5 protein-coding genes are annotated in these 15612 nt (G+C 36.0%); all 5 read left to right on the top strand.

The features are described 5' to 3' along the window. Positions 1-92 precede the first annotated feature (92 nt). The 5 genes from ACJJVP_RS17440 to ACJJVP_RS17420 all read left to right on the top strand — a co-directional run bounded on the left by ACJJVP_RS17440 (position 93) and on the right by ACJJVP_RS17420 (position 15535). The gene (locus ACJJVP_RS17440) at positions 93-1232 is read left to right on the top strand and encodes a DegT/DnrJ/EryC1/StrS family aminotransferase (RefSeq protein WP_405415763.1); all 1140 of its coding nucleotides are present in this window, start codon (positions 93-95) and stop codon (positions 1230-1232) included. Then, positions 1229-3166, top strand: a complete 1938-nt coding sequence (locus ACJJVP_RS17435; RefSeq protein WP_405415761.1) for a polysaccharide biosynthesis protein — start codon at positions 1229-1231, stop codon at positions 3164-3166. The genes ACJJVP_RS17440 and ACJJVP_RS17435 overlap by 4 nt, the downstream gene beginning before the upstream one ends. A gap of 38 nt (positions 3167-3204) precedes the next feature. Continuing rightward, positions 3205-3984 (top strand): polysaccharide biosynthesis/export family protein, encoded by a 780-nt coding sequence (locus ACJJVP_RS17430; RefSeq protein WP_405415758.1) that lies wholly within the window; start codon positions 3205-3207, stop codon positions 3982-3984. Positions 3985-4014: 30 nt separating this feature from the next. Then, on the top strand, positions 4015-6381 hold the full coding sequence (locus ACJJVP_RS17425) for a GumC family protein (RefSeq protein ID WP_405415756.1): 2367 nt from the start codon (positions 4015-4017) through the stop codon (positions 6379-6381). A gap of 433 nt (positions 6382-6814) precedes the next feature. After that, positions 6815-15535: a putative Ig domain-containing protein gene (locus ACJJVP_RS17420; RefSeq protein ID WP_405415753.1), complete on the top strand. Its 8721-nt coding sequence runs from the start codon at positions 6815-6817 to the stop codon at positions 15533-15535. Positions 15536-15612 lie beyond the last annotated feature (77 nt).

The raw sequence follows: 15612 nt of genomic DNA, 5'->3' as shown, positions 1-15612 counted from the left end.
GTAGTTAAACGATTAATTTTTGAGATTAAACGAATTAAGATTTTTGAATATAGCTTTAAATATAACTTGCAGTACATTTACGTAAATATTAAATGATCAAAGTGATAGAAACAAAGGAAAAAATATGGCTGTCTTCTCCTCACATGGGTGGGTCAGAACAAGATTATGTCAAAGAAGCCTTTGATACTAATTGGATAGCTCCATTAGGACCTAATGTTAATGCCTTTGAATCTTCTATAAGGGAAAAACTTGGCAATAACGTTCATGTTGCGGCCTTAAGTTCAGGTACAGCGGCTATTCATTTGGGTTTAGAACTTTTAGGGGTAAAGCCCGGTGATGAAGTACTTTGTCAAAGTTTTACTTTTTCAGCCTCGGCAAATCCAATTATGTATTTAGGTGCCACACCTGTCTTTGTGGATAGTGAAGTGGATACTTGGAACATGTCTCCTACATTGTTAAGACAAGCGATAGAAAATAGAATTTCAGAAAAAGGAGTTCCAAAAGCAATTATAGCAGTACACCTTTATGGTATGCCGTATAAGGTTGAAGAAATACAGCAAATTGCGCAAGAATACAATATACCGGTCTTAGAAGATAGTGCAGAAGCTTTAGGTAGTACTTTCAACAATATACAATGCGGTACTTTTGGAGATATCGGAGTACTTTCCTTTAACGGAAATAAGATTATAACGACTTCTGGTGGTGGTGCATTGGTATCTAAAAATAAGTTGTTTGCAGAGAAAGCAATATTTTTAGCGACACAAGCAAGAGATGAAGCGCCGCATTACCAACATTCAAATGTTGGCTATAATTACAGAATGAGTAATGTATTAGCGGGTATTGGTAGAGGTCAGATGGAAGTTTTACAGGATCGTGTTGATTCGCGTAGGGCAAATTTTGAGTTTTATCAAAAAGCCTTGTCTTCATTTCAAGAATTAGAATTTTTACAAGAAGGTAATGGTTACTACTCTAATCGATGGTTGAGTTGTATTCTTACACCCTCATTTGAAATGCGTGAAAAAATAAGATTAGCGTTATTAGAAGAAAACATAGAATCTAGGCCTTTATGGAAACCATTGCATCTACAGCCTATTTTTGATAATTATAAGAAATTTGTAGACGGTACCTCTGAGTCTTTATTTGATAGGGGTCTTTGTTTACCAAGTGGAAGTAATCTTAGCTTAGATGATTTAAAGCGAGTTACAGATTGTATAAAAAAAGTAATGTTATGATACTAAAATACTTAACGAATACTTCTCAACGTTATGCCTCTCAATGGCTTGTGTTGTGTATAGACCTTATTACCGTAGGCTTTTCATTTGTATTGTCTTATTTGATAAGATTTAACCTAACCTTCAATTTTGATGTAAAAAATTTATTGGTGCAATTACCACTAGTAGTGTTGACTGCATTGATATCTTTTCTTGTTGTAGGTTCGTATAAGGGTGTGGTAAGACATACTGGAGTTAGAGATGTATATAATATTTTTAATGCAGTATGTTTATCGAGTATCGTTTTGATATTTATAGTAATTGGTAATAGGCAAATTGATTTTATCAATAGTTTTACTGTACCGTTATCTATTATAATTATCAATAGTTTGATAACTTTTGTAGTGTTGACGGCGTCAAGATTTGCTTTTAAGTCGATGTACGCCCGTATGAACGGAAACCTAAAAGCGAATAAGCATGTGCTTATTTACGGGGCAGGGGAATCTGGTGTGCTTACTCACGGTGCAATAACAAACCATTCTAAAAGTAGATATAAAGTAGTAGGTTATATTGATAGAGATGCTAAAAAAATTGGTAAAAACATAAATGGAATTCCTGTATTTGCAAGAAAATCTTTAACCGAAGATTTTATCGTAAAAAATAATATTTCCGAAATTATCTTTTCAATTCAAAATATAGATTCTAGAAAATTACGTAAAACGGTAGAAGGTTTGGTAGACTTGCCTATAATCGTAAAAATTGTTCCTCCTATTGAAGATTGGATCAATGGAGAGCTTAAAGTTTCACAAATTAAGCAGGTTCAAATAGAAGATTTGCTTGATAGAGCACCAATTACTATTAAAAATAGTAAGATTGCGATGGAGCTAATGAATAAAACTATTTTGGTTACCGGAGGCGCAGGTTCTATAGGTAGTGAGATTGTACGTCAAATATGTAACTATTCTTATAAATCATTAATTGTTCTTGATTCAGCTGAGTCAGCTCTTTATGACCTTCAACAAGAATTAAAACAGAATGGCTTTCATAATTTTATTCCAATTGTTACTGATATTAGAGATAAGAATAGAATGAATGCCTTATTTGGTGAACATAGACCAAATGTGGTTTTTCATGCTGCAGCTTATAAGCATGTACCATTAATGGAGTATAATTCTTATGAAGCAATAAAAATTAATATTGGAGGTACAAAAAATGTAGCTGATCTTTCAGTGCTACATGGTGTAGAAAAATTTGTTTTTGTATCTACAGATAAGGCGGTAAACCCAACCAATGTTATGGGGGCTACAAAGCGGATTGCAGAAATGTACATTAGCTGTATGCAAAAAGAGAATAAGACCAAGTTCATAACTACACGTTTTGGTAATGTACTAGGGTCTAATGGATCTGTTATTCCATTGTTTAGAAAACAAATAGAAAAAGGTGGACCTTTAACATTGACGCATAAAGATATTACGCGCTATTTTATGACTATACCAGAAGCTTCTCAATTGGTTTTGGAAGCAGGTGCTATGGGCGATGGCGGTGAGATATTTATATTTGATATGGGCGAATCGGTTAAAATATTTGATTTAGCGAAAAACATGATCAAGTTATCAGGGTTACGTTATCCTGAAGATATAGATATTAAAATAACAGGCTTAAGACCAGGTGAGAAATTATATGAGGAACTTTTAGCCAATGGTGAAAATACATTGCCAACCTATCATCAGAAAATTAAGATTAGTAAAGTACGTGATGTGGAGTATGCAAAAGTTCGTTCAAAAATCGATGAATTATGTATTACGAATATGTTTTTCAGTGGAAACACGGTTAAGTTAATGAAAGAGATTGTTCCAGAATATGTTTCAAAAAATTCTGATTTTTGTGAATTAGACAAATCTGGGGATGATAATGATGGTCAAAAAATGGCCCCTCTTAAAATAGTTCAACCATAAGGTATTAAAACATTAACCATAAATAACATATTAAGAACATGAATACATTGAAAGCGAAAATGAAACATTACGCATTATTATTATCTATAGGAGTACTTATTGCTTCTTGTGCATCTAAACAAGATGTTGTTTATTTTCAAGATGCTCAAGAATATGAAACAATAATAAGTGATAATACACATGTTAATACTTTTAAGATAGACGATGTAGTTTCAATCACTATTTCGACATTGGATGCAGAAGCAAGTATTCCTTTTAATGTATACAAAGGTGTTATCACAAATGGTTCTTTGCCAGAACAATTAGATTACATTATTGATAAACAAGGTAATATTGATTTTCCTGTACTGGGTGAGGTTAAATTGTTAGGTCTTACACCAGAGGAAACTAAAAATATGCTTAAAGAGAAATTGAAGCCTTACCTTAAGGACCCAATTATAAACATAAGATTAGAGAATTTTACGGTTACGGTTTTAGGTCAAGTAAACAGTCCTGGAACGTATACTGTAAATGGCGAGCAAATTACAGTATTAGAGGCTATTGGTTTAGCAAGTGACCTTAATATAAAAGGGATGCGAAAAAACGTATTGGTTATTAGGGATTTTAACGGTACTAAGGTGTATACCAGAATAGATTTAACCAGTAAAGAAGCATTGAATTCGCCAGTATATTATTTAACACAAAATGATGTAGTGTATGTGGAACCTAATAATTCTGCAATTAAAACTTCATCTTTAGATAATAGGGCAAGTATTGCAATATCAGTAGCATCTTTGCTAATAACTACTACCATTTTACTTATTAATAATAGTAATTAATAATATTACCTACCCATTTCAAAACATTTTATGAGCTTTTCAGATAAAAAAGAAGATATTAAAAATGTTATTTTCACCTACGTAAAACATTGGAAATGGTTTGCGTTGTGTGGATTAATAGCACTGGTGATAGCATATGTTAATATAAGATATACTACACCAGAATATGCAGTTAAATCTCAGATACAGATTGTACAGGAAAAAAATTCAGGTAGTGAAATGAGTGTTTTTCAAGATCTTGATATTTTTGGTGGTTCGTCAAAACAAGTGGAAGATGAAATTGAAATTTTAGGTTCAAGATCTAACTTTATAGAAGTAGCGAAAGAGTTAGGGGCTAATGTAAAGATCATGGCCTTAGGTAACATTATAAATTCAGAAGTATATTCAAATCCGCCGGTTAAAATTAATTTTATTGCGGCCGATTCTACTGTTTATAACGCGAATTATAGTTTTTTTATAGAATTTTCTTCTGGGAATACATTTGGGTTTACGGAGGACGAAGATAAACCATCTAAAATGTATTCTTTTGGTAATGGTATATCGACACCAGTGGGTGATATGATATTAACACCAAATGTAAAAGACCCAAAAGCTTTAATAGGTAAAAGATATCAAGTTTCGATAACTCCTATAGAAAAAGTAGCACGTTCATTTAAATCTGCGGTTATAATTTCGGTAAGTGCTGAGTTTTCTAATATTTTAGATGTGTCGATGACGAGTGCAATACCGAATAAGGCAAAAGATATTATAGATAAACTAATTGAAGTTTATAATAGAAATGCAGTTGAAGAAAAACGTCGTGTAGCTGATACCACTTCAGATTTTATTAATAATAGAATTCAATTGATTTCTGGTACATTAACGAATGTAGATAAAGATGCTCAAGAACTTTTAACGGAAAAAGGGATGACCGGTTCTGGTTTGGAAGTTGGTGCTGCAGTACAAGTAAGCGCAGGTAGTAGACAAAACCTAGAAAATGCCAAGGTTCAATTGCAAATGGTTGGTAGTTTAAAAGATTATGTAAGCGGTGAAACCGGTTATGAAGAAATGCCAGTAGTAGACGTTGGTAGTGGGGCTTTAAGTCAAGCTACGATTCAATATAATACCTTAGTTGCAGAAAGAAAAAGATTATTGAAGAGTTCTAATGAACAAAACCCAATGATTGTTAATCTTGATGAACAACTAGACGGTATTAAAAATACGATGAAGTCAAGTTTAAATTCTTTACAACAAAATGTTGGAATGAGTGTAAGTACACTTCAGAGTCAGTTAGGTAGAATACAAGGTACTATTTATTCTGCTCCTGAAAATCAAAGAGAATTACGTAATATAACTAGAAAACAAGAAACTACAGAGTCATTATACTTATATCTCTTGCAGAAAAGAGAGGAGTCTCAAATTGCATTTGCATCTGCGGCACCAAAATCAAATATTATTGATACCGCTTATGTTTCAAGCCCTACTCCGGTAAAACCGAAAAAAGCAATCACCTATTTGGCTGCGTTAATGTTAGGCTTATTATTACCTTTTGGCGTTATTTATGGTAAGGATCAGTTAGATACTAAAATTCAGAACAAACATAGTTTAGAAAAGTTTACTAAAGATATTCCTGTATTAGGTGAGTTGCCAAGTCTTTCAAAAAAAGATAGTAAAATTATTATCAATGATGATCGCTCGGTTCTTGCAGAAGCATTAAGGATTATTCGTGCTAATTTAGATTTTCTTATTAAAACTAAAAGGGCGAGTAACAGTAATAAGAATAATATTATCTATGTAACTTCTAGTACACCAGGTGAAGGAAAAACATTTGTCTCATCTAATCTATCGATGATTTTAGCAAGTACGGACAAAAAAGTTTTATTGGTTGGTGCAGATATTAGAAACCCTAAATTGTATTCTTTCTTTTCAGGAGATGCAGTAGATAAGCTTAAAACGCCTTCACGAAACAAGGATGCGGGATTAACTGAATATTTGTTGGATGATAATATTCAGGTCAAAGATTTAATAAGGCCTATGTTGGTACATCATAATACCATTGATGTTATTTACTCAGGTAAAATTCCACCAAATCCTGCCGAGCTGTTAATGAGCTCTAAAGTAGAGAATTTGTTAGAAGAGGTTTCTGAAATGTATGACTATGTAATTGTAGATACAGCTCCAATGATGGTGGTAAGTGATACCCTGTTGATTGCGCCTTATGCAAACCATATTATTTATGTGACTAGAGCAGGTGTAACTGATGAGTCAGCAGTAAAATTCCCATTGAATTTGCGTGAAGAAGGTAAATTGAAAGGGGTTTCATTTGTTGTTAATGATGTTAGTTTAGACAGTTTAGGTTATGGTGGTAAATATGGCTATGGCTATGGTAAAAATGCCAAAAAGTGGTGGAAATTCTAGTTAAAATTTATACATATAAATAAAAAAAAGCCGCAATTGCGGCTTTTTTTTATGCGCATTAATTACGACAGCCTAACAGTTGAAATCTTTTTGATTTTAGCCGTTAGGCTGTAAATATGGAGCTTGTTTTACTTTATTATATCACATGACAGTTCATCTGTTTTAATAAACCCTTAGTGCTTTATAGCTTTTTTCTTACTATATGTCCTGATTTTTATACCTGTATTTTATCGAGTAACATTCAGGTTTAAACGAATATAAGAACCGTATTATTCTACTAAAGTGATATTGAATTATATTTGTTTTAAAATCAATTGGCCGTGAAATTCGGCTATTTATTAGTATTATTTTATTCTCCAAGAATATGAAACACAATTACTTCAAATCTTTATTTTTTAATGTTTTTGTGCTATTCGTCTTAGGTGTCACCCAGATGAATGCACAGGTTAATTTTAATCTAAGTGAACTTGATTTCGATGGAAATGGTAACGCTTTGGTTACTACATCGTTAATGTTTGGACCAGATGGTCGGTTGTATTTTTCTGAATATGCAGGTACAATAAAAGCATTAACTATTGAAAGAGTTGGCGATAGTGATTTTAAAGTTACCGATACTGAAACTATAACAGGTATCGATGGTATCCAGAATCATAACGATGATGGTAGTGAAGAATCATCAATACTACGTGAAACAACGGGTATAACTTTGGCAGGAACAGAGCAATTTCCAATTATTTATGCCACATCTAGTGATTTTAGAATTGGCGGAGGAACTGGTGGAGGTGAAGGAGATACTGGTCTTGATACCAATTCTGGAATAATTACAAGATTCACTTGGAATGGAACAACATGGGATGTGGTCGATTTGGTAAGAGGTTTACCTCGATCTGAAGAAAATCATGCTACTAATGGATTGGAATTTGTTACAGTTGGTGGTGTTGATTATTTAATCGTAGCCCAAGGTGGCCATACAAATGGAGGTAGTCCATCTATAAATTTTAATTATGCAAATGAATATGCGCTATCTGGTGCTATTCTTTCTATTAATTTGGACTTACTAGAAGCAATGCCCACATTAAATGATGATGGTCGTAGTTATATTTATGATATACCTACTTTAGATGATCCATCAAGAGCTAATGTTAACGGTATTATAGATCCAAATGAACCTGGATACGATGGAATCGATGAAAATGATCCTTTTGGTGGTAATGATGGTCTTAATCAAGCAATGATTGTGCCAGGTGGTCCGGTACAGATATTTTCGCCAGGTTATAGAAATGCCTATGATTTGGTGATTACTGAAAGTGGTGCTGTATATGTTACAGATAATGGTGCTAATGGTGGTTGGGGTGGTTTTCCAGAAAATGAAGGAATAGACGGTACGGTTACTAATAATTATGTTGTTGGGGAACCAGGTAGCTCAACTCCATCAGGCGGAGAACAAATAAATAATCTAGACCATTTACATTTGATTACCACTGATATTCAAAGCTATGTATTTGGAAGTTATTACGGTGGGCACCCTAACCCTGTTAGAGCAAACCCAATAGGTGCTGGGTTATATTACACGCCAACTAGTACAAACAATGATGATGCGGTATTTAGAACTATGGTATATGACCCAGATGGTTCTACTACTAATTCTACGACAGATCCAACTTTGGGATTGCCTGCGAACTGGCCTCCAGTACAGACAGCAAATGCTGTAGAAGGTGATTGGAGAGGACCTGGTATTGAAAATCCCGATGGTGATGAAGATGATATCGTTACAATTTGGGGAACAAATACCAACGGTATAGACGAGTATACTACCGACAATTTCGATGGTGAAATGAAAGGAGATTTACTTGCAGGAACCGATGATGGATTCTTAAGAAGGGTACAACTTGAAGTTAATGGCTATTTAGAGGATTTGGATTCTGATTTTGCTTCAAACTTAGGAGGGAATGCACTTGGGGTATCTTGTAATGGCGAGACTGATCCTTTTCCTGGTACCATTTGGCTTGGAATTTTTAGTGGTAATGGGGGGAATAGTAGCATTGTTTCTAAAATTCTTGTTTTAGAACCAGGAGATTTAGTGGATTGTATTGATCCTAGTGATCCTGAATATGACCCTCTTGCAGATTATGATGAAGATGGTTATACGAATCAAGATGAAGTTGATAATGGTACTGACCCGTGTAATGGTGGGTCTCAACCAGAAGATTTTGATAAATCTGCAGGAGCACCTTTTGTTTCTAATTTAACAGACCTTGATGACGATAATGACAGTATAAACGATGATGTAGATCCTTTTCAATTAGGTGACCCTTTAACTACTGGTAGTGATGCTTTTACCATACCATTGATCAATGAACTATTTTCGGATACCGATTTAGGCGGCTATAGAGGCTTAGGCTTTACTGGTTTTATGAATAATGGTGATCCTAACCCGAACTGGCAAAATTGGCTTGATAGGGATGATGATCCTAATGATCCCAATCCTAATGATATTTTGGGGGGTGCTATTGGAGGAGTTACGATTAACTGGACTTCTGGAACAGCTTTAGGTACTACAAATACTCAAGAAAAAGGATTTCAATATGGTATACAAGTAGATCAAACAACCGAAATATTTACAGTCGCAGCAAACATGGCTAATTTTGATGATCCATTACAGCTTTATGGCAATACTGCTGCACCAAATGGAGAGTTAGGTATTTTTATTGGTGATGGTACGCAGAGTAATTATATAAAAATGGTATTGACCAATGATGGTATTACCGTATTGCAAGAAATTAATGATGTGCCACAAACCCCAATTACTGTGGTTGTTCCTACGGGTGACAGACCCGATAGTGCCGTTTTATTTTTTGAAGTGAACCCCGAAAACGGAGACGTTATTTGTGAATATGCCTTTGATGGTGCGACTACGCGTAGTGTTGTTGGTACACTTAATGCTTCAGGAAATATTCTAACTGCATTACAAGAAACTTCAACAGATTTAGCTGTAGGTCTAATAGGTACTTCAAATGCTTCGGGTGTTGAAGTTCAAGGTACTTGGGACTTCTTGAGTGTACTAGATAGTAAACCTTACCTTGCAGGTGAGATACCAGATTTGGATAGATATATCAACTCGAACGATGAAACTATTGAATTAGATAATTTTTTCGATGATGATAATGGTACTGCTAATTTGACTTATACTGAAGAAGGTAATACAGATACCAACGTTGGTGTGGTTATCAATGGAAATGAGTTGACATTGTCTTACCCTGGTGTAATTGCAAATAGTACGATAACAGTTCGTGCTACAGATGAAGATTTAAATTTTGTAGAACAAACATTTGAAGTAAACGTTACCGATTCACCTTTCGTTCTTTACCGTGTTAATTCTGGTGGGCCAGAAATAGCGGCAATTGATGATGATATTGATTGGGAGGAAGATACTACGGCAAATAATTCCGCTTATCTTTCGGAGCCTGGGAGCGATCAAACTTTTTCTTTTGATGCAAGTGCAGGAGCAAGTGTTCCTAATACTACGCCAAATGAAATATTTAAAACAGAAAGGGCCGATAGCGCACCTGGAGCTCCTAATATGACTTATTCTTTTCCAGTGACACAATCTGGTAATTATGAGGTTAGGTTGTATATGGGTAATGGATGGGAAGGTACTTCAGAAGCCGAACAACGTTTATTTGATGTTCAAATTGAAGGCTTAATTTATCCTGCACTTGATAATATAGATTTGTCGGGCACTTACGGTAACGAAGTTGGTACTTTAATAAGTCATATTATACCAGTTTCCGATGGTGAGATAAATATTGTATTTCTACATGGTGATATTGAAAACCCAATGGTCAACGGAATTGAGATTTTAGATGCTTCTGATTCAGAGACTCCAATATATGTTGCCGATGTTGAAGATCAAAGAACTCCAATAGGTGAACAACTTGATGGTAGTTTGGCTGTGTCTGCTTTTGGTGGCGATGGAAATAAAAACTATGCGGCAACAGGTCTGCCACCAGGTTTGGTTATAGAATCAACTGTAGGTGTTATCGGTGGTACAGTTGAGGCTGGTGCTGATTTAAACAGCCCTTATACAGTTACTATAACAGTTGATGATAACGATGGTCTAACCAGTGATGCTGTTACCATAACTTTTGATTGGGTAATTTTTGACGCAACAACATACAGAGTAAATGTTGGTGGTGAATTAGTTGCAGCAACCGATGAGGCAACAGATTGGAAATTCAACAACACTCAAGGTGTTTATACTTCTAGTTTATATTCAGTAAATACAGGTTTTTCAATTAATTCTACCTTAGCTTTTAATGATAGGGACAGTAGTATACCTGCATATATTGATAATACTACCTTCGACGGAATTTTTGGAAGAGAACGTTATGATGCGGCTGATGGTGATGAAATGGAATTTATATTCGACCTAGAAAATGGTGATTATGTAGTAAATCTATATTTAGGTAACAGCTATGAACCAGCAAGTGAAGTTGGTGATAGAATATTTGATATAACATTAGAAGGAGTCGTTGTACAGAATGATTTGGATTTAATATCTGAGTTCGGTCATTTGACGGCAGGGATGCTTTCCTATCCAATAACACTTAATGATGGTGAATTAAATTTAGAATTCCTTCATGGTGTTGCTGAAAACCCGATAGTGAGTGCAATTGAAATATTTGAAGTAGATACTGCAAATCCTACTTTGTCTATATCGGCTATCGCTAATCAAACAAATGATATTGATGAAGCGGTTAATTTTAGTGCAACGGGTACTGGCGGTGACGCTAATGAAGACATCGTTTATTATATATCTGGTCAGCCCGATGGTATCAGTATAAATTCAAGTACTGGACAGATAAGTGGTACTATTGAAGAGACATCGTCAGTTGGTGGTCCAAACAATAATGGAACACACCAAGTAGTGGTTACGGTGGTTAAACCTAATTCTGCTCCTGCTAGTACAGTGTTTACATGGACAATTGCTTCTACTTGGGTATTAAAAAATGAAGACCAGAATTATACGGCAAGACATGAGAATTCATTTGTTCAAGCTGGTGATAAGTTCTACCTGATGGGTGGTCGTGAAAGTGCACAGACTATTGATATTTATGATTATACTACTGATTCTTGGAATTCTTTAGTTGATTCAGCTCCTTTTGAGTTTAATCATTTTCAAGCTACAGAGTACCAAGGTTTAATATGGGTGATTGGTGCATTTAAGGATAATCTTTATCCTTCTGAGGCCCCTGCAGAATATGTTTGGGCATTTGACCCTGCCACTGAAGAGTGGATTCAAGGTCCGGAGATACCGACTTCTAGAAGAAGAGGTTCTGCAGGATTAGTGATGTACAATAATAAGTTTTATGTGGTTGCAGGAAACACTATAGGTCATGATGGTGGCTATGTTTCTTATTTTGATGAATTTGATCCTGCAACCGGAGTATGGACACCTTTAGCTGATGCGCCGAGAGAAAGAGATCACTTTGCTGCAGTTGTTATTGATGATAAGCTTTATGTTTCTGGAGGTCGTCTTTCAGGAGGAGCTGGAGGAGTATTTGCACCTACCATTTCAGAAGTTGATGTTTATGATTTCACAAACGAAACTTGGTCTACCTTACCAACTGCTCAAGATATACCAACTTCTAGAGGTGGAGCTTCTGCAGTCAATTTTAATGATAAATTAATGGTTATTGGAGGGGAAACCGAAACTGCGGGACCGTCTTTGACCACTGTTGAAGAGTACGACCCAACAACGGAATCATGGGTAACCTTACCAGGTTTAAATTCACCGAGACACGGTACACAGGCGATTGTTTCTGGAAACGGAATTTTTATTTTGGCAGGTTCTCCATTACGAGGTGAAGGTCAACAAAAGAACATGGAATACTATGGTGAAGATGCACCGGTTGGTAGTCCAAGTATTGCCAGTGAAGTAAATTCTTTAGATGGATTATTGATCGCCGATGGCGAAACAGAATCGATAGATTTAAATATAGAAAATGGTAATGTTGGTGTTATAATTACATCGATGGTCATTTCAGGAACCAACGCTAGTGATTTTAGTATTGTATCTGGTGAATTAACGAATCAGTTATTGAATGCTAATAATACGCATCCAATTGAGATAAGTCTATCCGGAACCGGAGATAATAGAAGTGCATTGTTAACAATTACATATGGTAATGGTACAACTAAGGAAATAACCTTATCTAATGCTGTAAATGTTCCAGAAATTACAGATCCTGGTACTCAGAACAGTAACGATGGGGAAGTTGTTTCCTTGCAAATTGAAGCAACAGGAGCTTGTACTGATGAAACCTATAGTGCAACTGGCTTGCCCGCAGGTTTATCCATAGATTCTGATACAGGTGAAATTTCCGGTACAGTTTCTAACGGTGGAGCAGGTACTGGAGCTTATCAAGAGAATAATGGTCTAGTAGTTATTGAGATGGAGAATTTAACTTATGGAACTAATTGGACAGAAGAAACTACTGAAACAGGTTTTACAGGCAGTGGTTATCTATATAATTCAGTAGATAGCTTTACTACTCCTGGAAATGGAACTATTACTACAGAGGTTGAAATAACCACGCCTGGTGTTTATAGATTTCAATGGCATAATAATATTGGAATAGAGGATCCTGATGATCCAACTACTGAACACAATGATGCTTGGTTACGATTTGATAATGCAGATGATTTTTATGGAGCAAAGAACGTAGATGGATCTGGTAGTATTGTTTATCCTAAAGGATTAAGTAAAACACCAGAGGTAGAAGGTGAGTCTGCAGATGGTTGGTTAAAGGTGTATACCAATACACTTGGTTGGAATTGGAGTACCAAAACCAGTGATAATGATGCACATTGGGTTTTCGTAGAGTTTGATAACGTAGGTTCTTATACCATGGAAATTTCATCTAGATCAGAAGGTCACTCTATTGATAGGATAGCATTACATTTAGTTAGTCAAAATTATGACGAGGCGGGCTTGTTTGCTGCTGCAGAATCTACACAAGGTGGTGGTTCAGGAGGTGCTTCGGAAGACAGTCCATATGATGTTGAAGTAACGGTAACAGATGACTGTAGCCCTGCTCAATCGAATACAATTGAATTTGTATGGAATGTAGGTGAAGCCGGTAATAATGCTCCAGTAGCGGTATTGGAAGCAGATGTTATTTCTGGAGATGCACCATTAACAGTGAATTTCACAGGAAGTAATTCAACTGACGATACAGGGGTCACGGATTATCTATGGGATTTTATGGATGGTACTGCAACAGAGACCATTGCAAATCCTACACATATTTTTGATACCGCTGGTGAATATGAAGTAGAATTAACCGTAAGTGATGGTGTTCTTTCAGACACGGATACAATTACGATAACCGTTAATGCTCTTGCTAATCAAGCACCGACGGTTACAAACCCAGGTGATCAGAATGATGTAGAAGGTGAAGTTGTTTCGCTACAAATTGTTGCTACCGATATAGAAGATAATGGTTTAACATATACAGTGGATAATTTACCAACAGGTCTTACATTAGATAGTGCAACAGGTCTTATAAGTGGCACATTAACTTCAGGGGCATCGGATAGTAGTCCTTATGAAGTTGAAGTAACTGTTACTGACGATGGTGTACCAGCTGCATCAACTGTTGAAACCTTTACATGGACTGTAACTGATGCCGTTGTAGATGTTAATGAAGCTCCTATGGTTACAAATCCAGGAGAGCAAAACGCAGTAGAAGGTAGTGTAGTTTCATTACAGATTGAAGCAACAGATGCCGAAGACGATAATATGACTTTTGCTGCAACTGACCTACCTGATGGGTTGACGATAGATGCGACTACAGGATTAATTAGCGGTACTATTACTGCTGGAGCTTCTGATGATAGTCCATTCTCGGTAACTGTTACTGTAACGGATGATGGTAGTCCTTCAGAAGAAAGTACAGTGACTTTTGATTGGATTGTAACAGATGTGGTTATCAACTTAGCACCTGTAGTTACAAACCCTGGTGAAATAAATGGCGTAGAGGGTGATGTGGTTTCATTACAGATTGAAGCTATAGATGGCGAAGACGATAATATAAGCTTTACGGCAACCAATCTACCTGATGGGTTGACTATTGATACGACTACAGGATTAATCAGTGGTACTATTACTGCTGGAGCTTCTGATGATAGTCCATTCTCAGTAACTGTTACTGTAACGGATGATGGTAGTCCTTCAGAAGAAAGTACAGTGACTTTTGATTGGATTGTAACAGATGTTGCTGTAGTTGTTAATGAAGCACCTACGGTTACAAATCCTGGAGAACAAAACGGAGTAGAGGGTGATGTGGTTTCACTGCAGGTTGTAGCGGCCGATGGCGAAGACGATAATATGAGCTTTACGGCAACCAATCTACCTGATGGGTTGACTATTGATGCGACTACAGGATTAATTAGCGGTACCATTACGGCTGGAGCTTCTGATAATAGTCCATTCTCAGTGACTGTTACTGTAACGGACGACGGTAGCCCTTCGGAAGCAAGTACGGTTTCATTTGTTTGGAACGTAACTGATGTTGCTGTTGTTGTTAATGAAGCACCTGAGGTAACAAATCCTGAAGCGCAAAGCGGAATGGAGGGCGAAGAGATTTCTTTACAGATTCTTGCTACTGATGATGATAATTTGACCTTTACGGCATCTAATCTTCCTGAAGGGTTGACGATAGATTCTTCAACGGGGTTAATTAGTGGCACGATAGCGGCAGGGGCTTCTGAAAACAGCCCGTATGCAGTAACGGTTACTGTCACCGATGATGGTAATCCTTCAGAATCGAGTACGGTTAACTTTGACTGGGACATTAACCAAAATGAAGTGTATGATGCTTCTATGGATAATATGGTAATATCGCCTAATCCAGCTAGTGAAAATGCTCAAGTATTTATTAATTTAGAAGTGCCTGCACCATTACTAGGTATCTATATTTATGATACTAGTGGTAGGCTGGTTAAAGCATATGATTACTTAGAGTCGTTCAATGGTAATGGTAGTTATGAACTGTATATTGGAGATTTAAGAAATGAAATCTATACTGTTTATGCATACGTGCAAGGTCAAGATATTCCATTAGTTAAAAAGTTGGTAGTTAGAAACTAACAATAGTATATTATAAAAGTTTGAAAAACGGAATTTCTATTTTAGAAATTCCGTTTTTTTATTGAATCAAGTGTAGA

The sequence above is a fragment of the Maribacter sp. Asnod1-A12 genome (assembly GCF_045063735.1).
Classification (GTDB): Bacteria; Bacteroidota; Bacteroidia; order Flavobacteriales; family Flavobacteriaceae; genus Maribacter.
Note: the sequence above shows the minus strand (reverse complement) of the source record. Positions and strands in the feature narration are given on the sequence as shown.

Excerpts from the sequence above, each read along its gene's own strand:
- ACJJVP_RS17430 (WP_405415758.1), top strand. The coding sequence starts at position 3,205 with ATGAATACATTGAAAGCGAAAATGAAACATTACGCATTATTATTATCT.
- ACJJVP_RS17425 (WP_405415756.1), top strand. The coding sequence starts at position 4,015 with ATGAGCTTTTCAGATAAAAAAGAAGATATTAAAAATGTTATTTTCACC.
- ACJJVP_RS17420 (WP_405415753.1), top strand. The coding sequence starts at position 6,815 with ATGAATGCACAGGTTAATTTTAATCTAAGTGAACTTGATTTCGATGGA.
- ACJJVP_RS17435 (WP_405415761.1), top strand. The coding sequence starts at position 1,229 with ATGATACTAAAATACTTAACGAATACTTCTCAACGTTATGCCTCTCAA.
- ACJJVP_RS17440 (WP_405415763.1), top strand. The coding sequence starts at position 93 with ATGATCAAAGTGATAGAAACAAAGGAAAAAATATGGCTGTCTTCTCCT.